Annotated in this window: 21 protein-coding genes; 11 read left to right on the top strand and 10 right to left on the bottom strand. The window is 69.2% G+C overall.

Annotated elements, in window-relative coordinates; genetic code table 11:
- Positions 1–150: 150 nt before the first annotated feature.
- A complete protein-coding gene (locus tag ND747_RS06650; protein ID WP_251732585.1) occupies positions 151–1,086 on the bottom strand; it encodes a LysR family transcriptional regulator in 936 nt (311 codons plus the stop codon).
- Positions 1,087–1,206: 120 nt separating this feature from the next.
- On the opposite strand from ND747_RS06650, the gene ND747_RS06645 reads away from it, so the two are divergent.
- From ND747_RS06645 to ND747_RS06625, 6 genes are all read left to right on the top strand, one after another.
- Positions 1,207–2,226, top strand: coding sequence for an amidohydrolase family protein (locus ND747_RS06645; protein ID WP_251732584.1), 1,020 nt, complete (start codon positions 1,207–1,209; stop codon positions 2,224–2,226).
- Positions 2,227–2,589: 363 nt separating this feature from the next.
- Positions 2,590–3,786, top strand: a complete 1,197-nt coding sequence (locus tag ND747_RS06640) for a cytochrome P450 (protein WP_251732583.1) — start codon at positions 2,590–2,592, stop codon at positions 3,784–3,786.
- Positions 3,787–4,462: 676 nt separating this feature from the next.
- Entirely contained in the window at positions 4,463–4,720 is a 258-nt protein-coding gene (locus ND747_RS06635) for a hypothetical protein (RefSeq protein WP_251732582.1), read from the top strand.
- 121 nt (positions 4,721–4,841) lie between these two features.
- Entirely contained in the window at positions 4,842–5,261 is a 420-nt protein-coding gene (locus ND747_RS30025; protein ID WP_374216164.1) for a tetratricopeptide repeat protein, read from the top strand.
- Positions 5,248–5,820 (top strand): recombinase family protein, encoded by a 573-nt coding sequence (locus ND747_RS06630; protein ID WP_251732581.1) that lies wholly within the window; start codon positions 5,248–5,250, stop codon positions 5,818–5,820. Before ND747_RS30025 ends, ND747_RS06630 begins: the two co-directional genes overlap by 14 nt.
- Before the next feature lie 148 nt (positions 5,821–5,968).
- Positions 5,969–6,316, top strand: coding sequence for a hypothetical protein (locus ND747_RS06625; RefSeq protein WP_251732580.1), 348 nt, complete (start codon positions 5,969–5,971; stop codon positions 6,314–6,316).
- Here ND747_RS06625 and ND747_RS06620 read toward each other — a convergent pair.
- The gene (locus tag ND747_RS06620) at positions 6,296–7,030 is read right to left on the bottom strand and encodes a hypothetical protein (RefSeq protein ID WP_251732579.1); all 735 of its coding nucleotides are present in this window, start codon (positions 7,028–7,030) and stop codon (positions 6,296–6,298) included. The genes ND747_RS06625 and ND747_RS06620 overlap by 21 nt on opposite strands.
- Positions 7,031–7,203: 173 nt before the next feature.
- Between ND747_RS06620 and ND747_RS06615 the strand changes: the two genes are divergently transcribed.
- A complete protein-coding gene (locus ND747_RS06615; RefSeq protein ID WP_251732578.1) occupies positions 7,204–7,779 on the top strand; it encodes a hypothetical protein in 576 nt (191 codons plus the stop codon).
- Between the two features lie 277 nt (positions 7,780–8,056).
- Here the strand turns inward: ND747_RS06615 and ND747_RS06610 are convergent, their stop codons facing one another.
- Positions 8,057–8,350: a DUF167 domain-containing protein gene (locus ND747_RS06610; protein ID WP_251732577.1), complete on the bottom strand. Its 294-nt coding sequence runs from the start codon at positions 8,348–8,350 to the stop codon at positions 8,057–8,059.
- 1,291 nt (positions 8,351–9,641) lie between these two features.
- On the opposite strand from ND747_RS06610, the gene ND747_RS06605 reads away from it, so the two are divergent.
- Positions 9,642–11,342 (top strand): DEAD/DEAH box helicase, encoded by a 1,701-nt coding sequence (locus tag ND747_RS06605; protein WP_251732576.1) that lies wholly within the window; start codon positions 9,642–9,644, stop codon positions 11,340–11,342.
- A 261-nt stretch (positions 11,343–11,603) separates the two neighbouring features.
- Here ND747_RS06605 and ND747_RS06600 read toward each other — a convergent pair whose 3' ends face one another.
- The 4 genes from ND747_RS06600 to ND747_RS06585 form a co-directional block, all read right to left on the bottom strand.
- Complete coding sequence (locus ND747_RS06600) at positions 11,604–12,683, bottom strand: methyltransferase domain-containing protein (RefSeq protein ID WP_251732575.1); 1,080 nt, start codon at positions 12,681–12,683, stop codon at positions 11,604–11,606.
- Positions 12,684–12,952: 269 nt separating this feature from the next.
- Positions 12,953–13,201, bottom strand: coding sequence for a hypothetical protein (locus ND747_RS06595; RefSeq protein WP_251732574.1), 249 nt, complete (start codon positions 13,199–13,201; stop codon positions 12,953–12,955).
- Between the two features lie 76 nt (positions 13,202–13,277).
- Entirely contained in the window at positions 13,278–13,490 is a 213-nt protein-coding gene (locus ND747_RS06590) for a hypothetical protein (protein WP_251732573.1), read from the bottom strand.
- A gap of 224 nt (positions 13,491–13,714) precedes the next feature.
- Positions 13,715–14,056: a PadR family transcriptional regulator gene (locus ND747_RS06585; RefSeq protein WP_251732572.1), complete on the bottom strand. Its 342-nt coding sequence runs from the start codon at positions 14,054–14,056 to the stop codon at positions 13,715–13,717.
- A gap of 77 nt (positions 14,057–14,133) precedes the next feature.
- On the opposite strand from ND747_RS06585, the gene ND747_RS06580 reads away from it, so the two are divergent.
- A complete protein-coding gene (locus ND747_RS06580) occupies positions 14,134–15,432 on the top strand; it encodes a pentapeptide repeat-containing protein (protein WP_308204573.1) in 1,299 nt (432 codons plus the stop codon).
- Positions 15,433–15,551: 119 nt separating this feature from the next.
- Here ND747_RS06580 and ND747_RS06575 read toward each other — a convergent pair whose 3' ends face one another.
- A complete protein-coding gene (locus ND747_RS06575; RefSeq protein ID WP_251732571.1) occupies positions 15,552–15,728 on the bottom strand; it encodes a hypothetical protein in 177 nt (58 codons plus the stop codon).
- A gap of 374 nt (positions 15,729–16,102) precedes the next feature.
- Positions 16,103–16,732, bottom strand: coding sequence for a TetR/AcrR family transcriptional regulator (locus ND747_RS06570; RefSeq protein ID WP_251732570.1), 630 nt, complete (start codon positions 16,730–16,732; stop codon positions 16,103–16,105).
- 130 nt (positions 16,733–16,862) lie between these two features.
- On the opposite strand from ND747_RS06570, the gene ND747_RS06565 reads away from it, so the two are divergent.
- On the top strand, positions 16,863–17,642 hold the full coding sequence (locus ND747_RS06565) for an SDR family oxidoreductase (RefSeq protein ID WP_251732569.1): 780 nt from the start codon (positions 16,863–16,865) through the stop codon (positions 17,640–17,642).
- A gap of 762 nt (positions 17,643–18,404) precedes the next feature.
- Here ND747_RS06565 and ND747_RS06560 read toward each other — a convergent pair.
- Positions 18,405–21,233: a LuxR family transcriptional regulator gene (locus tag ND747_RS06560; protein WP_251732568.1), complete on the bottom strand. Its 2,829-nt coding sequence runs from the start codon at positions 21,231–21,233 to the stop codon at positions 18,405–18,407.
- Positions 21,234–22,220: 987 nt separating this feature from the next.
- Between ND747_RS06560 and ND747_RS06555 the strand changes: the two genes are divergently transcribed.
- Positions 22,221–25,405: type I polyketide synthase (locus tag ND747_RS06555; protein ID WP_251732567.1), on the top strand; the 3,185-nt coding region annotated here is incomplete at its 3' end.

Genomic DNA, 25,405 nt, shown 5'->3' with positions numbered 1-25,405 from the left:
ACTGGTGGGAATCCCGCCGACCTTTCCCTGGAGAGATTCAGCGATGTCGACCGCGGCCTGTTCGCCGCACCGCCCGTCCAGTCACTGATTCCGGACGAAGGAGTCCCGCAATGCCTGTAGCCCACGCGCAGTCGGGATGCCCGGAGGGTCTCACCCCGTCGCGGCGGCCTGTGGAAACTCCACCCGGGCCACGGCGAACAGCTGCTCACGCAGCCAGACGTGGCCGGGGTCCCGAGCGCGCCGAGCGTGCCAGTACGCCGACTCGCGCAGTGGCTGCAGCTGCATCTCGGGCTCCAGCAGGCGGATCTCCGCCGCTACGGCGACCCGCCTGGCCAGCCGTTCCGGCAGCACCGCCACCAGGTCCGTTCCCGCCAGGAGGAAGGCCATGGTCACCATGCTGCTGGCAGTGGCCGCCACCCGGCGCGTGCAGCCTGCGGCATCCAGGTCCTTCTCCACGATGGCGGGCTGCCCCTGGGTGACGTATCCGAGATAGGGCGAGCGGCCCAGCAGTTCGGCGGTGAGACGGTCCTCGGCGTGGGGATGATCGCGCCACACCACCCCGACAAACCGTTCCACGATGACCGGCATCCGCGAGCAGCCCGGGATCGAGGATTCGTCGACGATCCGGTCGGGAAGGATCGCGACGTCGACCTCGTCCCGGTTGAGAGCCTCCGTATAGCGGATGCCGACCGGGGTGGTGTCCACCTGAGGGCCCGCGGCCAGTCCGGTGAAACGTGCGATCAGGGGCCGAAGGAGAGTCGCGCCGACGTAGTCGCTGCCGATGACCGAGAAGCAGCGCGAGTTGGTGGTGGGATCGAAGGTCGGCGGCCGGGCGATCGTCTGCTCGATCGTCGCCAGTACCTCCCGCACCGGCTCGATGAGCGACTCCGCCCGAGGGGTGAGCTCGAGATAGCGGCCGTTCTTGTGGAGCAGTTCGTCGCCGAGGGCGCGCCGGAGCCGGGCGAGCGCCGTGCTGGTGGCTGGCTGGGAGAGGTGCAGGCTCTCCGCCGCCCGGGTCACGTTCTTCTCTCGCAACAGAGCGTCAAGAACAACTAATAGATTGAGATCTATCTGTCCGAGTTTCATGGCCGTTCCAACCCTTCGCCGGTGGCGGTCATCACGCTGAGTCTCGAAGCATCCGATGTCAAGGTTCACGCTCTGCCTGGTTCAGGCAAGCATCGCCGATTTTTCGCCAGGAGTGATTGCGTGTCGCCCTTACCTGCTATCGATGTCCACGCCCACGTCGCGGTCCCCGAGGTCGACGCGTTCCTCGAGGACCAGCCTGGACTCGCTCGGCAGCGCCAGGTGGACGCGGCCACCCTGGGCCCCACGTCGCTGCGGCTCAACCTTCAGCAGATGGGCGACATCGGAACGAAGCTGACGGACCTCGACCTGCGGCTGGGCGCCATGGATGCCGCCCGGGTGGACATCCAGGCGGTAAGCGCCGTGCCACTGCCGCATGCCTGGGCCGACCGGGACCTCGCCGCCCGGATCGTGGCGGCGAGCAACGCCTCCGTCGCCGCCTTCTGTGCGAAGGACCCGGCCCGGCTGATCCCCATCGGCACAGTGTCGCTCCAGCATCCCGACCTGGCCGTCGGGCAGCTGCGGTCCGCGGTCGTCGACCAGGGCATGCGCGGGGTGCAGATCTCGACGTCCGCCGGGCCGGGCCGTGAGCTCGACGATCCGCGCCTGGCGGAGTTCTGGGCGGCCGCGGCGCAGCTCGACACCGCTGTCCTGATCCATCCGTGGGGCTGCACCCTCGGCGAGCGGCTGAACGCCTACTACCTGTTCAACACCGTCGGCAACCCGGCCGAGACGGCGCTCGCGCTGTCCCGGGTGCTGTTCGGCGGCCTGCTGGAGCGGCACCCGACCCTGCGGATCTGGTCCGCGCACGGCGGCGGGTACCTGGCCAGCTACATCGTGCGCGCCGACCACGCCTGGGCCGCCCGGGCCGACGCCCACACCACGGCCGAGCCGCCGTCCGCTCTCCTGCGCCGGACGTTCGTCGACTCCCTGGTCTACACGCCCGGGCAGCTGCGGCATCTGGTCGGCGTCATGGGCGCCGGCCAGGTCACCCTCGGCAGCGACTATCCCTTCGACATGGGCGTCGAGGATCCGGTCGACCGGCTGGAAGCCGCCGGCCTCGACGCCGCCACCACCGAGGCCATCCGCGGCGGCAACGCCGCCCGCCTGCTCGGCCTTGCCAGGTCTGGAGTGGACCGATGAAGAAACATGACATCACCGTTGACCTCGGCCCCGATGCCGAGGCGGCCATCGCGGCATCGGCTTCTTCCTGGGTGATCATGTAGGCGGTGGCGTGCGACTCGGCCGGGGTGTACACGTCGACGGTCCGTACCCCGGCGCCGCGCCGCGGCCATCCGATCCTGTGGTTCCCGGCGGGGCTGGAACGCCGACGCCAATCCGGGAATCCGCCCGACCACCACCGGCCATTCCACACCACCTGCCCTGGCGGCTGTTCCGGTGCCTGATCCGGGCCGCGGTCGCCCAGATGTTCACCCATGCCGCTGACCGCGGCGCGCATCGCGAACTGGAGGAAGGATGTACCCACCTGACGACAGGAGAAGGCAGATGGTCGAGTTCAACCCCTATGACCTCGCGACGTACAGCGATCCGTACCCCGTCTACCGGGCACTGCGGGATGAAGCGCCCTTATACCACAACCCGGACCTGAAGTTCTGGGCGCTGTCCCGGCACGCGGATGTCGTCGCCGCGCACAAGGACTGGCAGACGTACTCCAGCACGGGCGGCGTGACGATCGAGGGCGCGGAGGCCGGCGCCCCGATGATGATTCTCAAGGACCCGCCGGAGCACCGCTGGCACCGGAAGATCATCGGTAAGGTGTTCACGCCGAATCGGATGCTCGCCCTCGAGCCCTACATCCGTCGTCGGGCCGGCGAACTGCTGGACGCGGTCGCCGACTCCGGCGAGTTCGACGTCGTGCAGAACTTCTCCGTCGCGCTTCCGCTCGACGTCATCAGCGAGCTGATCGGCATCCCGGAGGAACACCGGGCTGTCGTCAACGAGTGCTCTGACCGGATGCTGGCCCGCGGCGAGAGCCAGGAGGCCGATACGGACTTCCTCGAGAGCACCGGCGCTCTGATCAACCTCTACCTGTCCCTGATCGCCGAGCGGCGCAGGAACCCGACCGGAGACCCGATCAGTCTGCTGATCGAGACCGAGGTTGCCGACGACGAGGAGGGCACGACGACCCGGCGGATGACCGATGAGGAGATCGCCTTCCGATTCCTCGAGCTCGGCACCGCCGGCCACGAGACCGTCGCCAAGAGCATTCCGAACGGGATGATGGCGCTCACCCGCTTTCCGGAGCAGCGTCGCCGCCTGCTTGACGACCCGTCGCTCTACGACCGGGCCGCGGGGGAGACGTTGCGTTTCGACGCCCCGTCGCAGCTGCAGGGCCGGACGTCGACCCGCGAGATCGAGCTGCACGGCAGGACGATTCCCGCCGGTCAGCGGGTCATGCTGATCACCGGCTCGGCGCTGCGGGACGAGCGCGCCTACGAGAACCCGGACGTGTTCAGCCTCGACCGCACGGAGGAGCCGACGACGGTGTTCTTCGGCTTCGGCATCCACCGCTGCCTCGGCGCCCACCTGGCCCGCCTCGAGATCAAGGTGGCTCTCGAGGAGATCCTCAAGCGGTACCCCGACTTCATCGCCGACCCCGCCCGGGCCGAGATGAAGGTCTCCTCGAACGTCCGCGGTGTGGCGAAACTGCCGGTCACCCTGAAAGGCGCCGGCATCGCCTAACCCTGCCCTGCCGAGGCTGGCAGCGATCAGGACCCTGGTCGCTGCCAGCCTGGTCACGTCCCTGGCAGATGACCCAGCCGGCACCCTCGTCCCTTGCGGCCGCGGCAGCCGGCAGCCGGCAGCCGCCCAGCTTCCACGCGACGACGGCCAGGGCGGGGCCGAAGACCCGGGGAGCCCCCCGCCGAACCGGCGGAGCGGCTGATCACAGATCTGCTCGGGTCGTCCGCGTGGCGGCCGATCCTCGCCCTCTCCGCGGTCTGGCCATACCTGGACAGAACGGATGTGATCACGCGGGCCTTGATCATTCAACGTCCGTGGCACTTCCTGGACAAATGGTGTTCGCGCCGGCTCGGCGGGTCGCATTCATTGATGCCCGACAATCACACCGCATACCAAAAGGAGTCAAAGTCGCATATTCAAACATAATGTCGATAAACAGGCGTAGCTGTTTTTGTTCTGCAAAGTCGTTGTCGCCGGGTATCAGGGTGGTTACGATGGGATCCGCGGAGGTTCGCTCGACTCGTTGGTGGCCGACTTCCCGTCCGGGGGATCCATGTCTTGACGCGAGTGGGCCGGCCGGTCCGGGCTGGTTGGCCTCGGGTGAACAGAATTCACGTACCCGCTGTTCCCGTTGAAGCGTGGCCCGGCGGGCCACGCCGGCAGAAGGGGAAGACGCATGTCTCTTTACCACACCGAGATCCAGTGGGGCGGCCCGGGGGCGGAATGGCACAAGGACGCCGACCTGCAGATCGTCATCGGTAACCGGAACCAGGTCGTGCCCTCGTCGGGCCGGCCGGAGACCGGGACCCAGGTGACCTGGTCGGGCCCCCAGGGCAACGGCAGCATCACGTTCTTCGACGACGGTGCGTCATTCCAGGGTGCGGCGCAGTTCCCCGGCGAGGGCCCGGTCGCCTACCGCGGGTCGGCGACGTAGGAATCTTTTGGTAAACCCTCGGCAACGCAAGAAGAATCCCACGGCGACGACCCGGGTACGCTGTCCTTTGCTGCCCTCGGCGTCGTCGTGGGATTCTCCGTCTCCCGGTAGCACGCCCGGGATGCTATCCGTGTTTTTCCGACCATCACTATGGGCGACCTGCGTCGCCGTGTTGGGGGAGTACCAGACGGCGCGGGACCGGAACGAGGACACTCTCGCCCGCTGGCGGCGGGTGCTCGGTGACGACCACCCCGACACCCGCTACGGCGTCGGCGCGCTCGACCTGGTTCTCGAACAACTCGGCCGGCCTCCTGGGCCCGCTGTTTCTCGACCGCACCCCGCCATTCTGATCTTGTCGGGAATCATTCGATTACCGGACAAGATCAGAAACGCGGAAGACGGCAATCGGAATCGAGGCAAGGCGGTCGGGCTGCTGTCCGGGAAACATGTTGGAAAGTCTGTGTGTCGAACAACAGTCCTCGACCCGTTTTCCTGCACTCCGATCATGGCGACCGTTGGTCCAGATCATGGTGATCGTTGATCCACCTGTCAGGGCCGATCTGGACGACCCGTTCGCACCCGAACCGGCCGCGGCGACCGGTGCCCTGGTCGGCGATGCGCGGGTGTGCACCGCCGGCCAGCTCCTGGACCGCCAGACCCGCGCGCTCACCGACACGGGCTGCCTGCGGGTCCTCGCCGACAAGCGGTCCGGCAAGAACGCCGACCGGCCCGAACTCACCGCCTGTCTGGACTACCTTCGCACCGGCGACGTCCTGGTCGTCCCGAGCCTGGACCGACTTTCCCGCTCGCCACAGGACCTCATCACCCTCGTCGGTGAGCTGCGCCGGCGCGGCATCGGCCTCCGGCCCCTGCATGAAGGGTTGGACGCCGCCCGCGCCCGCGGGCAGCGCCTCGGTCGACCCCCGCGCTGTCGGCCGAGCAGATCCGCCACGCCCGCATTCTGCTGCGCGAGCCCGAGAACACCGTCAGCTCCATCGCCCGGCTGCTCGGTGTCGGCCGCTCCGCGCTCTGCACCCGCATCCCCGAACTCACCGGCGGCCGTACCCCCCCACCAGCCACAGCCCGCGGCCGTGCCATAAACCCTGGTCACACGGCGAATCCCTGACCTGGCCCTCACCGCCTATCAGGGCCTGACGATGACAGCGGAACAAGTCGGGGTGGAGTATCGGATTCGTTCTGGCCGCGGCCGAGTATGCTGATTCGGCACCTTCGGGGGAAGGGATGGGTATGGGCTATGCAGTCGCGCCCTCTGGTTCGGTCCAGCGTGTGCTACGGGAACTTACCGACGCCGACCGCAAGGAAGTGATCGGCAGTCTGAAGAGCGAGCTGCGGGGCGAGCTGGCTTTCAACACCGTCGAGATCCCCGTGGAGCGTCCCCACGGGGAGGCCCCGTACTGGCTGACGGTTCTTAGCTGTGGCTGGCAGGCTGCCTACCGCAGGCTTACGGATGCCGAGCTGGGTGAGTTCGCGGCTGAACACGGCAAGCCGAGCCCCTACCTGGGCTTCTACCTGGTCGATCTTCATCCGATTGATCCGATCCGACCCTCCACCGCGTCAGCCTCGCGCCTCTGGTAGGCGGGAGGCCGGCGCGGAGCGGTCGATCCTGACGATCGTGGGCCTGGCGTGCTGGTCAGGGTTGCCGGCCCATGCGAAGACGACTATCCCCATCGCGGCAAGTGCCACGGCAACGGACCGCCTGAGGCGCATTCCCAGAACAAGATCTCGGGTCTGGAAGTAGTTCGCGCAGTCCGCGACGTCCTGAGCGATGTCCTGAAGAAGACGCACGCGTGCGAAAGCATGTTCGACCTCATCCGGTGACGGGGCCGTCTCCCCGGCGATGATTGCCTCCGTGCGCGCGTTTGCCTCTCGCAGACGCCGCAGAAGAGTCCCAAGATCCGGGGCGACGTGTGCGTACAGCTCCTCGCGCAGGTTGGCGATCTGCTCTCCGAGGCGGCGTAGCCGCACACTGCGGTCATCGACGGCGAACTCCCCGTCGATGACCGCATCCTGAATTTCGGTAACCGTCACATAGCTGTCCGTTAGAACTCGGGTGGTGTCGCGCACCAGGATCCCAATAGAGATCAAGCTGGTCAGCAGCGCCAACGCCGCGAGCAGGATCCGGGGCCAGTCCGCGGCACCCAACCGTCCCAGGCTCGTCAGCTGCACCCCGGCGACCAGGACCACCGCGACCCCCGCCAATGCCGTCACCAGCCACTTGGCGGTGGAACGCAGGGCCTCCGTCGCCGCCCGAAACTGGTTGTAGTCCCGGCCCGGCGGTTCCACCTTCATCGCGCTGCCACCCCGTTTCCCCCTCGGCGATCACCAGCCTACCCGGCCGTCCACAGCTGTCCGCAGCCGTCCACGGACATCCACGGCTGTCCACGGCCGTCCACAAGCGTTGACAGTATGGCAATGATCGTGGACACTCGGGGTCGGCTTCGGGTTAACGGGGGAGGACGCCGATGAAGATCGCCGGCATCAGGCAGCTCACAGGACCGACCTTGAAAGCGGCTGCCGAGAGCGGCGAACCCCTCGGGGTCAGCAACGGCGGGGTCCTCTGCGCCGTCCTGCTTCCCGTCTCCCCACGGTGGGTCCACAGCCTGGTGGAGCAGAACCTTTCCAGACTCGTGGACAACATCCAGATGGCAGAGAAGGACCGGGCCAACGCCGAGCCGCTGGTCGCCGTGACCCGTTCCTGGGAGAGCACGGGGGAAACCGAGCCCGCACCCCCCCTGCCCTGGCGATCACCTCTACGCAAAGTGGCCATCCGGAAACTTGGCATGGAGGTGATCGCCGAGGCTGCCGCCCGGGGCGAGGCGCTTGGCGTGACGAACAGCGGCACACTGTGCGCCGTCCTGCTTCCCATATCTCCACGGTGGGTGGAGAGCCTGGTGGAACAGAACCTTTCCAGGCTCCTCTACAACATCGGTCTCGCCGAACGGGAACGCGCCCGCGGCGAGCAGCTCGTCAACCTCGACCACCTCGAGCAGCCCCTGCCAGCCGAACCCCCCACGCGCACAGCCGGGGTGGGCACCTGAGGTCCTCCTGGCCGTTACCGGTGGACTCGATGACCGGTGAGTTCGATCGTTGCGGGACACCACCAGATGAACCCGTCAACGTCAGCGACAGTCGAGGACCTCGACGCCGCGCCCAGCGCCCCCAGGCTTCCTTCCGTCAGCTCACCTGGCAGACGACCCGGCACCGTGCACAGCCAGTTCGACAGCCCGCGGGGTGCGTCTGTGTAGGTCATGTCCTTCACGTGCCGCGCCGGCGCCAACCGCCGGGTTCGCGCGATCGGCTGACAGCAGGCGTTGGTCAACAATGCTGGCGCAGGGCGGTCAGGCGGTCGCGTAGCGCGGGCTCGTCGGCCGGTGATGCGGCGATCTCCACGAGCTTCGTGCGGCTGGTGGCGCCGTGGACGAGGGACACGTCGGCACGGCGCAGGCCGAGCGCGTCCGCGAGCGCGCGCAGCGCCGCCTCGGTCGCCTTCCCGTCGACCGCCCGCGCCGAGACACGCACCACCAGGCTCGCCTCGCCGTCCGGGCCGCCCAGCTCGCCGCCGACGGCGGTCCTGCCGGCACCCGGTCGTACTCTGATCGTCACCCGCACGCATCCCATCGTCGACGGTGCAGCCCCTGGCCGGACACCCGGTGCCGCCGTACGCCGGCCCGCGGGACTGGCAGAGCCGCGGAGGTGGTCAGGTGGTCAGGGGGGCTTGGTGCGCAGGGGGCTCGTGGCCAGTCGCGGGCTCGGGGCTGGCGACCAGGTGAAAAACGCCGACACCGTAGCGGCTGCTGTTCGACGATGGCTCCTTCGTCGGCCAGTTCGTCCGGCGGGGCCGTCCGCATCCTGCGCCCTCCGGTCAGAGGTCGCGCACAGACCTGCAGGCCAGAAGGGCTTTTCGGTGCTGTCCCGCAGGTGGGTCGTCGAACGTACCCTGTCCTGGATCGCCGTCCGCCGCCGAGGCGTACGCGCCTACGAACGCCGCTTCGACCACGCGGAATCGTTGATCCGGCGGATCATGATTGCTGCCATGGTCCGCCGCATCGACCGCTCAGCTCCCGCCGGCCGTCCACGTCCCGGAATCACCTGGCCCACGATGCGGCGGGCCGAAGGAGGCCGACGGCGTGATGGCTGTGATCTGCGACGGGTTGCGTACGGAAGCGGCCCGGTACGAAGGCCTGCCTCACCCGGGGTCGGGATCGGCGGTCATGCCCCTGATCAGCGGTCTGCCGATGCCTCCGGACCCGGTGACACCACCCTTTCGATCATGATCGACGAGGGGCTCACGTCATGCCAGATCCGGAGGCCGGGAGCCCCGTTGCGGGGCCACCAAGAAGGTAACGGGGAACTCTGATCGGGCCGAACCCGGTCGATCGCGGCAGACCCGGCTCGAAAATTCATGTGCTGGCCGACGCCGAGGGATTGCTGCTGGTCGTGGCGGTCTCCGGAGCGAACCTGCACGACAGCCACGCCCTGATCCCGCTGGTCGCCAGCATCGGAGGCGATCCGCTGCCCGCGCGGGCCACGGCGACGCAGGCCCGTCAAGCTTCGGGCCGACAACGCCCACGACCGGCAGGGCCTGCGCCGGTTCCTGCGCCGACGCCGCATCGGCGTCCGGATCGCCCGCCGTGAGGTGGACAGTACCGAACGTCTCGACAGGCACAGGAAGAAGATCGAATGGACGATTGCGTGGCTTGATGGCTACCGTCGGCTGACCATGCGCTACGAACGGAACGGGCTGAAATTTCTCGGTGTCCTCTGCCTGGCCGCCGCGATCACCTGCTGGAAGAAACTCCCACACCCCACATGAGACACGCTCGAAGCGGCCAGGGGGTGCGCCGAAGGCCGGCGCGACCGCCTCTTACCAGGCTGCCGGGCGGGAACCGTATTCTCAGGTGTGACCGAGCCCGAGGAGCAGCCGACCTTCCATGATCTCGGGCTTGGTACCCCAGTCCTGCAAGCCCTCACCGAACTCGGCTACGAGGTGCCGTCGCCGATCCAGGTGGGCACGATCCCTGCCCTGCTCGAGGGCCGCGACGTCGTCGGCCTCGCCCAGACCGGGACTGGCAAGACCGCCGCGTTCGCTCTCCCGATCCTTTCCAGGATCGATGTGCGCAGCACCGCTACCCAGGCGCTTGTGCTTGCCCCGACCCGGGAACTGGTCCTGCAGGTCGCCGAGGCGTTCGGCCGGTATGCCCACCACCTCGCCGGCCTGCATGTGCTGCCTGTCTATGGAGGGCAGGCCTATGCTCCCCAGCTGGCCGGGATCCGCCGCGGCGCGCAGGTCGTCGTCGGCACTCCAGGGAGGGTCATCGACCACCTGGAACGCGGGACGCTCAATCTGGGCGGCCTGCGCATGCTGGTCCTCGACGAGGCCGACGAGATGCTCCGGATGGGCTTCCAGGAAGAGGTCGACCGGATCCTCGCCGACACCCCCGACGCCAAACAGGTCGCGCTCTTCTCCGCGACGATGCCCGCGCCGATCCGGCGCATTGCCCGGCAGTACTTGCGCGACCCGGTCGAGATCACCGTCAGGGCGCGGACCGTCACCGCCGCGAACACCCGGCAGCGGTTCCTGACCGTTGCCGGGCCGCGCAAGATGGACGCGCTCACCCGGGTCCTCGAAGTCGAGCCGTTCGAAGCAATGATCATTTTTGTGCGGACGAAGTCGGCAACCGAGGACGTCGCCGAGCGGCTACGCAGCCGCGGCTTCGCCACCGAGGCGATCAACGGCGACCTCAGCCAGCCGCAACGCGAGAAGATCATCGCCCAGCTCCGCGACGGCACTCTCGACCTGCTCGTCGCCACGGACGTCGCCGCCCGCGGCCTCGACGTCGAACGGGTCACCCACGTCGTCAACTACGACATTCCCACCGACCCGGAGTCGTACGTCCACCGCATCGGCCGTACCGGCCGCGCCGGGCGCAGCGGTGAGGCGCTGCTGCTCGTCACCCCCAGGGAAAAGGGCCTGCTCGCCGCGATCGAGAAGGCCACTCGCCAGCCGCTCCTCGAGATGGAACTCCCCAGCGCGGCGGATGTGAACGCCCGGCGGGTCGCGAAGTTCCACGACGCGATCACCGCCGCGCTCGACGCGCCAGCCCACGCCGTGTTCAGGGACCTGATCCTTGGCTACACCCACGAGCACGACGTTCCGCTCGCCGACATCGCCGCGGCGCTGGCCGTGATGACCTGCCAGGAACCGGGCGAATTCCTCCTCCCGCCGGACACCGCTCCGCCTGCCCGGGAGAGCCACCCCCGCGGCGTGGGCAGACCACGGCGGGTCTATGCCACCTACCGGATCGGGGTCGGGCATCGCCAGCGGGTCACCCCGGGCCAGATCGTCGGGGCGCTCGCCAACGAGGGCGGCCTGGACCGAGCGGACTTCGGGCGGATCGACATCCGGGACGACTACAGCCTCGTCGAACTTCCCACCGAGCTGACCAAGGCCACCCAGCGGGCGTTGACCCGCACCCGCATCGCCGGCCAGCCCCTCAACCTGCGCCCCGAACGGCCGAGCCGCGAGTCCGGCGCGCGGCCCGGCAGCAGCCGCCGAGGAAAACCCGCCCCCTCCGCACGCAGGACGCGCAGCCCAGCCTGACGTCACGCCGTTGACGTCGTCAGAACATCAGTGTCTCCGCAGGCATCGGTGCTGGGCAGCGGCTTCGTGACAGGCCGCTTCATCGATCGTGCGGACTCGTGTTGCGGCATGAGGTCGCGGTGCTGCGCCGTACCCAGCCCAGGCCGCGGTGGGACTGGGCTGACCAGGCGGTGCTCGCCGCACTGATCAGGCTTCTCCCCAAGACGCTGCGAGCGCACCCGCTGGTCACGCCTGGCGTCGAGCAGGCCCAGCCACACGTGTTCAGGAAGCCTCACCGTCAGCGTCTGCTCGGCATGGGGTTGGGATGGTCTGGTCCGGCTGGTCACACCAGAAGGTCTGACCTTCAGGCGTGACGGTCAGTCCGAACCGGTCACAGCCGGGTCTCCCGAGCCCGTCCCACCAGTCGTAGGCCGCTTCGAGTTCGTCCCACAGCCGCCGGGGTCCATGCTGGGCGATCTCATGCCGGTCGGGTTCCGAGCGCAACGATGCCCAGGACCCCGACGGCGCGTGCGACAGCAGCAGGGTGGGAGCCGCGCCCCCTTCGACCAGGCGCCCGAGCGCACAGCCCGGCATCCGGGTGTTGACCGCGAAGCCCGCCGCCGGATCGTCGAACGGCGCGCGCAGCTCCCGGTCGGTCGTGCGAATGTCGGGATCACCGTGGCGCCATGCGGGAGGGTCGGGCCGCTGGCCGCGCAGTGGCATGAAGCCGGCTTCCCGGTCGAACCGGCCACATCCGGCCCCGTCCGCGACGGTCAGCGTCAGCAGCGCGCCGCCGAACTCGGAGGTAAACGGCAGCACGATCCGCCCGCCCGGTCGAGTCTGTTCCACCCAGGCGTAGGGCACCCTGGCCACCGACGCGGTCACGATGATCCGATCGAACGGCGCCCGATCCGGGACGCCGGCCTCACCGTCACCGACCACCACGGTCACCGGCAACCCGACCTGGTCCAGCGCCGTCCGAGCCTGTTCGGCGATCGCCGGGTCGATCTCGATCGAGGTCACGGCACCCGCCGGGGTCCGTTCCGCCAGCAACGCCGCGTTGTAGCCGGTGCCGGTGCCCACCTCGAGCACGGCCATGCCGTCCCGCAGGTCGAGCAGGTCGAGCATCCGAGCCATCACCCACGGCGCGCTGCTGGAACTTGTCGGCATCACCCCCTTCCCGCCATAGCGATCTTCTCCGTCGTCCACCTGCGTGGCGATGCCCTCATCGGACCGGCACAGCGCCGTCCACCGGTCCGGATCGTCCTGGCGCCGCACGGGCACCAGGAAGAACCCGTCGCTGCCCCGGGTCCAGATCACCTCCGGGATGAAGTCCTCCCGCCGCACCACGCGATCACTCACGCATTCCCCGATCCTTTGCGCACCCCGCACGTCACCGTCTGGCTCTCACCGTCCGTCGACACCGTCACCGAGCCCGTGCCGTTGCAGACGCCGCAGGACAGATCCTGACCATGCTTTCCCGCCATTTTGATCACCTCTCCATGCTCGATCCGCTGCGGCGCGCCTGGCTGTCGGAGGCGCGGGAGCAGCTGAAGGTGCTGGCTGTCGGGTGTGCCGCACGCGCCGTGCCCGGCAGGCTCGCCGCCCCGTGATGCCTGAACCTCCGCACCCTAGATCAACAGGGTTGATGACGCGCTGCCCACGTGCGCGTCCGCCGCCTCCCGGTGGCGGCCCACCAGGATCGCCGCGAGCTTCACGAGCCGGTCCGCGTAGGCGAGGGTGTAGGTGCGGCCACCGGGACCCCAAGGCAGGCCGGCGAAGGCCAACAGGCCGGCGAACAGCACGAGCAGCAGCGCGGGAAGCGCGCCGGCCAGCGGCTGGACGATCTCACGCAGTCCAGCCAGCCACGGTGGTGACACCGGGAACCTCCTCTATCCGAAACTCTTTATAGGGGTCGAAGGATGTGCGGGCACGACCCTCGCGTGGCGACCGGGGTTACCGGTCGGCGTGGGGGAGTTGCGAGTGGCGGAGTTCGCGGGCGGTGCGGGTCGCGGTGACGCGCACGCACAGCGCCCACCACAGCAGCCGCCAGCCGCGGTACTGGGTGCGGTGGTCAGCCCACTCCTCAGCGAACCGTTCCTGAAAAGGCTCCGGGAGCTGGCAGGAGGCGCGGTCCAGCAAGTGGGTGGCGAGTCGGTTCACGTTCATGCACACCTGCGACAGTCGCCGTTTTTCGCCTGCGCGATTAGCCCGGTGAAACCAGCCCCGCAACGACTCGGACACCCTTTCGCTCTGTCGAGCTTCCGAAATGGGCTCCGACCATCCACTCGCGAAGATCTTGAGAACGAGGACCTCGTCGATGGCGACGGCGAGGACGAGGGCTATAGAAACTCGGGTGGCTCTGGTGATAGCGTCACGAAAGGGGCGGAGCGTCATGCCCCTTCCCCCCGGGGTAGATTGGCGGGCTGGACACCGAGGAGGCGCTGGGTAGTGGCGAGCGCCTCGCGGGCGGCAAGTGCCCCGTGGCCGGTCAGTTTGTACATCCGCCGCCGCGGCCGCTCCAGCTCGGCGAGTTCGCCTTCTTCCCAGTAGCTGGCCAGCCAGCCGGCCGTCTCGAGACGGGCCAGGATCGGGTAGATCGTGCCGGACGGGAAGCCCGAGGCGTTGGCAAGCTCCAGGCCGTAGTAGTCGGCGGTCGGGTTGTCCAACATGAGCCGCAGGACCGCCGCGGTGGGCAGCGTGATCCGCGGCCCGGACTGACGGCGTTTCGGCATGTGCCGCAGCGTACCAGAAACTCTTTATAGGGGGTCTGGGTGGACGGATTCTTGGTCGTGTGGCGTAGAACCTGGTCATGGCCGACAACAGAGGAGCGGCCCGGCGAACCGGGCGGCGCTGGCTGTGGATCGTCGCGGGATTCGCGGCGGCCGGCGCGGTGGCGGCCGTCGCAGGGATCTGGCATCTGCCCGACCGGATGTACCCGGGTAGCTCCGACGGCACGGTCCAGGCCCGGGCGGCGCTGCAGGGTGGGCTGCTGACCGCTGCGGCGGCGCTCACCGCGGTGGCCGGCGCGCTGATCGCGCTGGACGAGACCCGGCAGGCCAATGCAGAAACCCGCCGGTCGAACGAGAACACCCACGTCCGAGAGCTATGTGCCACTGCGATCAGCCAGCTCGGCGATTCCAGCCTGGATGTTCGTCTCGGCGGAATCTACGCGTTGGAACGCGTCGCCCGGGACAGCGCAGCCGATCAGCGAAGGGTAGTCGACGAGCTCTCCGCGTTCGCCCGTGTCCACAGCACCGACCCCGCTCTACGCCCGGACCCCGAACCGGCTGTCCCCGTCCGCCCCGCCCTTGATGTCCACGCTGCCGTCACCGTACTGGCCCGCCTGCCTGTTCTCCCCGACGTCCCTCGTGCGGACCTCCTCGGTGCCGACTTCACCGGTCCCGCCGAGCTCCGTCGTCTCCAGGCCGGTGGGGGCACCCTCACCGACGTCCACCTTGGTGGCGCGGATCTTGGCGGTGCGAACTTCGGTGGCGCAGATCTTCGCGGCGCATTTCTTCGTGGCGCAGTTCTTGAGAACGCGGATCTTGAGGGTGCGGATCTTGGCGGTGCTGACCTGCGTGCCACGGACCTTCGACGCGTAAAGCTCCACGGTGCGAAATTCGCGGGAGCGAACCTCGGCGGCGCGGACCTCCGCAGCGCGAATCTCTGCGGTATGTGCTTTGTTGGCGCTAACCTTGACTCGGTTGATTTCCGCGGAGTTGACCTCCGGGACGCGAATCTCGGCGGCGCAAAGCTCGGGGGCGCGGACCTTCGGGGCGTGTACCTCGACGGCGCAAATCTTGTCAATACGGACTTTCGTGGCGCAGATCTTCGTGGAGCGAGCCTCACCGGCGCGAAAATCCGCAGTACGAACCTCCGCAACGCAAAGCTTGCTGACGCGAACCTCGGTGGTGCGAGACTTGACTACGTAGGTTTCGGGCACGCGAGCATCGACAATACGAACCTCCGCGGCGCAGATCTTCGCAGTGTGTTGGGGTTGACACAGGAACAACTGGAATCGGCGCAGGGAGACGGCCAGACACGCCTGCCAGAAGGCCTGATGCGACCGGCGTCATGGACGTCCGGCGACCCGGCGGGCGGCGCTTGATCCCGCTGGACGGTATGGTTACGACCTGCTGCACGTATGCCCAGGAAGCCCTACAGCGGCAGTGATCGTCGACTCGTCGAGGCGATCCGGACGTTCGGGGGCTGCGGACAGGCCGGAAACTATTCTTTCTTTCCCGGGAACGGCGGATTTTCAGGCGGCCTTCCGATGCCCGGTGGTATCGGAACCGGCGGACCGAACCGCTCTGTCATCTTAGCAATGACGACGGCCGCGAAATCACCGGGAATGCCATCCTGAATCAACGGAATGACCACCTCTTCCCGGTCGGCGCGGGTCATGGATGGCCAGTCGCCCTGCGCTCCCCGATAGATCGTGCGGAGATAAGCTTCATCCCAAGCCGAGATGATTCCTCCCTTGAGCGATGTCTGGCAACTAGGCAACTACGAACCGTTCGCTGCCAACACAGCCTCGGTCTGTGACGACCGCACCCCGGCCGCGAGCCCGACACGCGCGTGGCCGTTGAGCTCGAGCCTTGTCCCGGTTGGTCCGGGAATGCTGACGCCGTTGCAGGCGGCCACTCAAACGCCCACCTCCTCCGGCGCGTTGCCGGTGGTGGACAGCGAGAGAAAGCCCGCCCAGGGCCAGCGGGTGCAAGCCGGTCTCGCCGTGGGCGGGACGGCCGTCGCGGTAAAAGGCCGCGGACCGTCTTCGGCTAGGTCCGCGCGGCCTGTTCGGCTGGCCAGGCGTGCATCGCGGTCTCGGCGACCTCGAGCAGCTGCTCTGCGTCGGCACCGTCGCGAGCCTGCTGGGACATGCCCTGGAGTACCGCGCCGGTGTAGCGGGCGAGTGTGTCGGGGCTGGTGGCTGCGGGCAGAACTCCGGCTGAGATATCCGTCGCGATCCGTGCGCGCAGGGCGGCCAGATTCGCGTCGCGTTGATCGCGCAGGAGGGTCTGGATGTCGGTGGAGTCGGTCGCGCATGCGACGGCGGCGCTGAGTATCAGGCAGCCGCGGGGGCGGTCGGGGTGGGTGTATTCCATGGCGGCTACCCGAAGTGCTCGGTGGACTCCGCGGCGAACGGTCGGCTCCGCGCGCAGAGCCTCCTCGAAGAACCCGCCGAACCGGTCCGTGTAGGCATCGACCGCCGCGCGAAACAGAGCGCGCTTGTCGCCGAACGCCCCGTAGAGGCTCGGTGCCGCGATGCCGATCCGTGCCGTCAGCTCGGCCACGGAGACCCCGTCGAAGCCACGGCGCCAGAACTCGAACATCGCCACGTCGAGGGCCCGCCCGCGGTCGAACCCGCGTGGCCGGCCGGCGCGGGGCACCACGTCGCCTGTGACCACCGGGCAATTGTATAGCGAACCCTAAAATACTTCGAGCCTCCTGGGAGTCGTACCCCTGCCTGCTAGAGTCTCCATGAAGATTTTTAACGATCACTAAGAATCTTGAAGTCGATCCCTGGGGAAGGTATCCATGGCACACCTTGACGGCAGGCTGACGGGCAGGACGGCGCTGGTCACCGGCGCGAGCCGCGGGATCGGGCAGGCGATCGCCCTGCGGCTGGCGCGGGACGGTGCGCTGGTCGGCGTGCACTACGGCCATGACGAGCCGGCGGCGAAGGAGACAGTCACGCGGATCGTCGACGGCGGCGGGCGCGCCTTCGCGGTCCGTGCCGAGCTGGCGGCCTTCGACGCCGCCGATGTCCTGTGGTCGGGTTTCGACGCGGCCCTCGCCGAGCTCGCCGCCCCGCCCGGTGTGGACATCCTGGTCAACAACGCCGGCATCTCGTCGTCGTCCGACCTGGTCGGTACCGGCGTCGACGAGTTCGACCGCGTCTTCGCGGTCAACGTCCGAGCGCCGTTCTTCGTGATCCAGGGGGCGCTCGGCCGCCTGCGCGACGGCGGGAGGGTCATCAACATCTCCTCCGGAGCTACCCGCATCGCCGCACCGTCGATGGTCACCTACGCGATGAGCAAAAGCGCGCTGAACACCCTCAGTTACACCCTCGCGGCCCAACTCGGTGGCCGCGGCATCACGGTGAACTCCGTGTCCCCGGGAATCGTCGACGTCGACAGCAACGCCGCCTGGCTGCGGGACGACCCCGAGCAACTCGCCGTCTGGGGTTCGTTCTCCGCCTTCAACCGGGTTGGCCAGCCCGCCGATATCGCCGACGTGGTGGCCTTTGTGGCCTCCGACGAGGCCCGCTGGATCACCGGGCAAACTGTCGACGCCACCGGCGGCGCGCACCTGTAAGCAAGCGCCTGTGCCATCGGGACGGCCGCCGTCAGACTCCGGCCTACAGCTCACCCACCAGCCAGGAGCCCACCGAGTGATCGCCGAGGCCCAGCCTCAAGCGATCATGTACGAACGAGAGTGTCCGAGGGGGACTCGAACCATTACCCCACCCTGTCCGGTGACCTCATTCTTGCAGGTCGGGCGGAGGTCGTCCGGTGAACGACGCGCTTTCTGCGTCACCTGCGGGCCAGGGGGTAGGGTCGTTCGTTTTGTGTGGTCGCCGTGCTGATCGCCGGCGTTGTCGTGTCGTATCTTCGGATTCCTCGCAGAAGGTCGGGCGCTTCGCGTAGGTCTGTGATGCGGGTTGCGCCGGCTGGTATTGGGTGGCGGCCGGTGCGGTCGATGAGCAGGGCCATCAGGTTGCCTGCGGCGCGTGCGCCCTGGGCGTCGGCGACCGGGTTGTCGCCGACGTGCGCGACGTCGGCGGTGGTCAGTCCCAGGGCTGTCAGGCTTCGGTCACCGGACTGCCCGGCAGACCGATGCCTTCGACGGTCACCTCCACCGTGTGGCCGGCGACCAGCGGGCCTATACCGCGGGCGCTCCCGACAGCTGGCCATCGTCCGGTTCCAGCGTCATGACCGCCGACCACCGCCCGATCAGCGCGGGGGATCTGGTGGATCATCACCGGCCTTCTCCGACGCGTGAACGATCTGCCTACGATCTGCCTCCCCTGCGGAGCGCTGCGTGGCGCGCTCCGTCGAGGTGGGTCCCTGACTCATCTCATTTTGCAGGTAAGGCGGTGCGTGGACGTGGCGACGCCGGGCTGAGTACAGCGGGCAGATCTGCCCGGGACCGCACGTTCAGCTTCCGATACACCCTGGTCAGATGCTGTTCGACGGTACTGGTCGTGACGTACAGGCGGTCCGCGATTTCTCCGTTGGTGTGTCCCAGGGCGGCCAGGGCGGCGACCCGCCGTTCGGCGTCGGTCAGTGCGTCGACCACAGCTGGCGGGTACTGCCGCGCGGCCCCGCACGACTCCTCATGCCCGCGGCCGGCGCGTTGCCTGGGGGGTTCGAGAATCGCCTCGGCCCGGCTCTGGTTCGCCAGTAGTCGGGCGCCTCGCGAGACGGAGCGGGCCTGGGCAATGTTGCCGCTGCCGTGGTAGGCCATGCTCAGGTCGGCCATCGCGCGGGCGAGGTCCACCCTGGCCCCGACCTGGCGCAGGACCTCGACCGACTGCCGCAGCAGGGACAGCCGTTCGTCGGGTGCACTGACGGCTGCCAGCAGCCGAAACGCGTTTCCCGAGGTTCTCGAGTTGGTGAATCCCTCCCGGGCGAGTTGCTCCTCGGCCAGGTGCCGACTGCGGTCTGGCTGTCCCATCCGCAGGTATGCCTCGGCGGCGCCGGTCCGCCAGGCCACCAGACCGGACACGTCCATCCCCCAGCGGACCATCAGATCGCCGCAGGTGCTGAAGTCGGCGAGCGCCGCGTGCAGTCGACCGGTCGCGAGATAGAAGTGTCCTCTGGCGTGTAGATAGTGCAGGCCGAACCGGGTCTGGAACATTGCCTCCGGAACCGGGGTCGTCAGCCAGCGCGCGGCCTCGGTCAGGCGGCCCATACAGACCATGGCAAGCAGCATGCTCGCCAGCGGTGCGCCGAGACCGACCCCCCAGCCATGTGGCGTCACGTCCGTTAGTGCCGTGCGGGCGTGTCTTTCCGCGTTGGGCAGGTCGCCCCGTCTCAGGGCGATCTCGGCCTGTAGACCGGAGACCATGGCCCGCCAGGTGTTCGAACGGGAGATCGTGGGGTGCGTGCTGAGGATGTCGGTGCCGGTGGTGGCGGCGGCGAGGTGGTCGGTGTAGATCAGAACGAGTGCCGCCGACATGACGGCCTCGATGCCGGTGTCGGTCAGCGGCGCGTTCTGGAGCAGATGGTCTGCCTCGGTGCTACCCAGTGCATGCCCCCGCCCGGTGACCACTGCCGCCAGAGCGAGCGCCGCGCGCTCCACCGGATCGGTCGTGGCCGGGTCCAGCCGTTGCGCCGCCGATGCGATGGAGGCCTGGTTGACCTGGTCCATGAGCCCCGGATAGGTACAGAACAACAGGAGCCGCCCGACATCGGGGTCGGTGGCAGCCTGCCCGCCCCGGCGAGCGCTTGCTTCACTGACGTGGACGAGTGCCGCTGACGCCTCGGCCAACCGGCCATGCCAGGCCAACGCCGACACGAGATCAACCGCCCGGCGGCCCACCAGATGGCCCTTGCGTGCCGCAGCGATCAGAGGCGGCAGATAGTGAAACGTCGTGGACGGGTTGAGCTGCCAGTCGACCTTCGCCGCGTCCAGCAGGACCGCGCTGCGTTCCGACTCGGCGGAGCACGCCCGGGCGGCGTGCTGGAGAAACTCGACCGCGTGGGCCAACTGATCATCCGCCTCAGCCTCGGCCGCCGCAACCCGCAGCACCGGGAGGACCCAGATGTCCTCGGTGTGCCGCGCGGCGACCAGGTGCCGGGCGATGTCGACGGCGCGGGCGCCGTCGTGGTGCAGCAGTACCGCGGCGCGGCGATGCAGCTCCAGGCGTCGGTCGACGGGGATGTCAGCCGCGACCGCCTGACGGGCCGCCGGATGGCGCAGGGACAGGTTCTCGAGCAGCCCGGCCTGTTCCAGCACGCGAAGCCCTTGGTCGACGGCATCCGCAGGGCAGCCGAGCAGTCGGGAGATCCGGTCGGGTTGGCCACAACCGTCCAGCACCGCCACCGCCTGGGCGACGTCGAGGGCCGCTGGCCCGGCGCGTTCGAGGCAGGACAGCACCGCCCGCTCGAAGGCGAGCCCGGCCACCGGCTCCGTCGTGGAGGTGGCGACCCGCTGGCCGAGCGCCGCCTGATGATCCTCGATCAGTGCCCGTACCAGGAGAGGATTTCCGCCGGTGGCCCGGTGGACCGCCCGCGCCACCTGGATCGTCCCCCCGGCACCGGTTTGCCGCGCCATGATCAGGGCGACGTCCTCGGGGGACAGCGGCGGCAGCCGGATGCGGGTGACCTGCGGCTGCAGGAAGACCCTGCTCGCCGCCGGATTGCCCCAGGCCGCTTCGCCGGTGGGCTCCGTCAACACGATCAGGGCGCGGAGAAAAGTGATTCGCTGCATGATATCGATGAGGCAGCGTTGAGATGCAGAGTCGGCCCTGCCTGCGTCGTCCACCAGGACGAGAACCGGGCCCCGAGTGCCGAGGTCCCGCAGAAACACCTCGATACCGCCCAGAACTCGGGAGTAGGCCGCCGCCAGCTCCTCCTCGTCCGAATGGTCCAGGGCGAGCGTCACATAGTTGTCGATTGCCCTGGTCACGAGGTGGTCATAGCGCAAATCGCCCGCGAACTCACTGAAGAGCTGCCGGGTCAGTCGGAACGGAAGCGAATTTCTCTCGGTGCACCCGGTAGCGCGTAGCGGGCGAATTCCTGCCGCTACGGCCCGCTCCGAGTAGATGCGTAGGAGTGCACTTTTTCCGATTCCGGCCGGGCCGGCGACAAGAGCGATCTGACCGTTGGGAGGATCGCTCGTACAATCGGCGATCAAACTTTCAAAAACCGCTATTTCGGCCTCGCGCGCGACGAAGATCATGGTCGGCGGTCTCCTTGCGGATGTGGTGGACGGGCCCTGTGGGCGGCTGGGTCGACGAGGCGGTGAGGGGGGCGGGGTCGTGGCGACGGCGCGGCGGGATGCCCGCTCGCTGCCCATGGGCGGAGGCGATGATCGCCGGTGGGGGAGCGGGGTGCGCCGATGGGCGTCGACGAGGTCGATGGGTCAGGTGTGTCTCTCGACGGACGGGCGTCGGTCTCTGTCGTGCGTGGTTCGCGAACTTTCGACATCAGATCAACAGGGAGCGCTCAGGGCAAGAATAGAAATGCTATCTGTAGCGATTCCGCATGATAGGCGAGAGTCGATGGCCGTGTGTCTCCATCTGGAGACTGTGTGCACGCGGTGAGGTGAATGGAGGATATCCCCCAGCTGTCCGTAGATGTGCGGGGACCCGCAAGGCGCCCGGCTGGTGAGGCTGCCCGGCCTGGGAGGCTGCTGGCCGCGTCCGGTGGTCGCCGGCCGGCGGCCGCCTCGCGCCGAGCCCCGCGGAGGAGTCGGGGAGAACCTGGTGGGCGACGAGAGCGCCGCCGGTCGCGCGGGGAGCGGAGAAACCCGGAGGAGCCTGCGGTTCCCGAGAAGGGCCGGCAAGCCTTTCGCGTCCTGTCTCGATGCTGTACCCCTAGGGCCCCCTGTTTCTCGTCTCACAGTGCCGATTGACGCGGCGGCCGGTACGGGCCGTAGGGGTTGTTGTGGCGGTCGAGGGTCAATCAGGATAAGAGTCGCGATGATGCGCTGCCGGTGAACGGTGTGGTCGCCCGGCCGATCCGATACTCCATTGAGTGGACGCTGATGACGGGGTCGATAGAATTGTGGGATCCTCGCGTGGATGATGCACGTCGGGTCATCCCGTGGGTTCTGGGGGCTGCTGGCCCGGCGGATCTGCGAACACGGGCGGCCGAGCTGTGCGCGCAATACCGTGCCGATAACGGGGATCGTCCCCTGGACGTTGGATTCTCGCTGGCATCGCGGGTGACTCCGTCGCCCTACCGCGGCGTCGTGGTCGGTGTGACCCGCGGCGACTTCGTGCGGAGTCTGGACGCCCTCGCCCGTGGCGAGACCGTCCCGGGCGTGGTGCACGGCCCGGCCGGTGCGGCGATGCGCCCCGTGTTCGTCTTTCCCGGACAGGGCTCCCAGTGGCCGGGAATGGCAACGGACCTCATGGCGATGTGGAGCCCCTTCGGCGCCGCGGTCCGGGCGGCGGCCGAGGCGCTGGCGCCGTTCACCGGCCACTCGGTCGTTGACATCCTGCGTTCCAGCGCTGGTGCGGGGGCGCCGACGTTGGAACGCGTGGACGTGGTCCAACCGGCGTTGTTCGCCGTGATGGTGGCGCTCGCCGGGCTGTGGCGTGAGTTCGGGGTCGAGCCGGTGGCCGCCATCGGTCACAGCATCGGTGAGCCGGTGGCCGCCTGGCTGACCGGCGCTCTCTCCCTCGCTGACGGTGCGCGCGTCGTGGCCCGGCTGAGCCAGGCGCAGCAGACCCTTGTCGGTCAGGGCGAGATGGCCCTGGTGTCGCTACCCGTGGCCGAGGCCGAGCGCGATCTTGCCGCTGAGGGAGACCAGGTGGGCATCGCCGCGGTCAACGGTCCGGCATCCGTGGTGATCTCCGGTGCCGCGGAGTCCGTCCGGCGGGTCGTCGCGGATTACACGGCGCGGGGCGTGTGGGCGCGCCGGGTCGCGGTCGGCCTGGCCGCGCATTCGAGCCAGATCGAGCGGGTCCGGGACCGTCTGCTGGACGACCTGGCACCGGTCGCACCCCGATCGGGGCGGTTGCCGTTCTACTCCGGCCTGGCCGGGGACGTCCTCGACGGGAGCTGTCTGACCGGTGACTACTGGTATCGAGCCCTCCGGGAGCCGGTCCAGTTCGCCCGAGCGGCCCGGGCCGCCCAGCTCGCCCATGCCACGGCCGCAGGCGCCGCCTTCCTGGAGATCAGTCCGCATCCCGTGCTCACCGGGAGCCTGCGCGACATCGTCGACGCCCTGGATGCTCCGGGCGGTCCGACGGCGGTTCTCGCCTCCCTACGCCGTGATCAGGACGGCCCTCGCCGGTTTCTGCTCTCGCTGGCCGAGGCCTGGGTCCGGGGCGTGGCGGTCGACTGGACGGTGGCCTTCGCCGGCAGCGGCGGTCGCCTCCTCGAGGACGTGGGCCGGCCGGTCGGCCACGGTGCTCCGGCCCTGATCGCCGACGCGGTGCCCGGTGGCGCGGTGCCCGGTGGCGCGGTGCCCGGTGGCGCGGTGGCCGGCATGGCGGCGGTTGGTGACGGGTGGGCCGGCACCGAGGGAACCGAGCTGGTGCGGCGGCTGGCCGGCCGGTCACCGGCGCAACGCCGACGGATCCTGCTCGCGGTGGTGCGTGGCGAGACGGCGTCCCTGCTGGGGCGTCCGTCGGCCGAGTCGGTGCCACCTGGGGCGGCGCTGCGCGAGCTCGGTCTCGACTCGGTGCCGGCGCTGGAGCTGCGCAGCAGGCTCGGCGAACTGACCGGGCTACGACTGGCGCCGACCCTCGTCTTCGATCACCCGACGCCTCGGGCGTTGGCCGGTCATCTGCTGGCCGAGCTCGACGGCACCGGCGCGGGGGGATCGTGGGAGCACGCCACGGCGGGGACGCCGGCGACCCCGAACGACGCCGGCGATGCGCACGGCGCGGGCGATGGTGCGGGCGCAGGGCCCGACGAGCCGATCGCGATCCTCGCGATGAGCTGCCGACTGCCCGGGGGTATCGACGACCCGGACGCACTGTGGCGGCTGCTCGACGACGGCGGCGAGGTGGTCGGGGGGCTACCGGGTGACCGTGGCTGGGACCTCGACCAGCTCACCGCGGCCCAGCCGGTCCACCACGGCCCCAACCGGCAGCGCGAGGCCGGTTTCCTGACCGGTGCGACCGCGTTCGACGCCGCCTTCTTCGGCATCAGCCCACGCGAGGCGCTGGCGATGGATCCGCAGCAGCGCCTGCTGCTCGAAACCTCCTGGGAGGCGCTGGAGCGGGCCAGGATCGATCCGACGAGCCTGCGCGGCACCGACACCGGGGTGTTCGCCGGGGTGACCGAGCAGGGATACGGCCCGAGGCTGGACGCGGCCCCCGCCGACCTCGAGGGCTTCGTCCTGACGGGCACCACCGCGAGCGTCGCCTCCGGCCGGGTGGCCTACGTGCTCGGCCTCGAAGGACCGGCGGTGTCGGTGGACACGGCCTGTTCGTCCTCGCTGGTGGCCCTCCATCTCGCCGCGCAGGCGCTGCACCGCCGGGAGTGCTCGCTGGCGCTGGCGGGGGGCGTCACCGTGATGGCGCATCCGGGTTCGTTCATCGAGTTCAGCCGGAAGAACGCACTGTCCGCCGACGGGCGGTGCCGAGCCTTCTCCGCCGACGCCGCCGGGTTCGGGCTGGCCGAAGGCGTGGGTGTCCTGGTCCTGGCGCGGCTGTCGACGGCCCGTCGGGCCGGGCACCCGATCCTCGCGCTGATCCGCGGCAGCGCGGTCAACTCGGACGGGGCGAGCAACGGTCTGACCGCACCCAACGGACGGTCCCAGCAGCGGGTCATCCAGCGGGCACTGGCCGCGGCGGGTCTGGCCCCGGGTGACGTCGACGTCGTCGAGGCCCATGGCACCGGCACGCCGCTGGGCGACCCGATCGAGGCCACCGCACTGCTCGCCGCCTATGGCCGGGACCGGCCGGCCGACCGTCCCCTGTGGCTGGGCTCGGTGAAGTCCAACGTCGGCCATGCGCAGGCGGCTTCGGGCGTGGTGGGGGTCATCAAGATGATCCTGGCGATGCACCACGGCCGGCTGCCGAAGACCCTGCACGTCGCGTCGCCGACACCGCACGTCGACTGGTCCTCGGGTGCGGTCCGGCTGCTGACCGGGAGCACCGGGTGGCCGGCGACGGACCACCCGCGCCGCGCCGGCGTCTCCTCCTTCGGGATCAGCGGGACCAACGCTCACGCCATCCTCGAACAGGCTCCCGCCGCCATGGCCGACACCGCCGCTGGACCGGAGGGGATCGCGACGCCGGACCCGGCCGACTCCGCCGGGCCCGATCCCGCCACGCCGATGGTTCCCTGGCTGGTCTCCGGTCGCGGCGAGGCGGCACTGGCGGCGCAGGCGCGGCGCCTGCGGGTCCAGGTCGAGGTGGGCGCGGACGCGGCCGTCACGATGCCGGGCGC

It is taken from the genome of Frankia sp. R82, from assembly GCF_023716925.1.
Taxonomy (GTDB): Bacteria; Actinomycetota; Actinomycetes; order Frankiales; family Frankiaceae; genus Frankia.
This window is presented reverse-complemented; position numbering and strand designations above follow the sequence as displayed.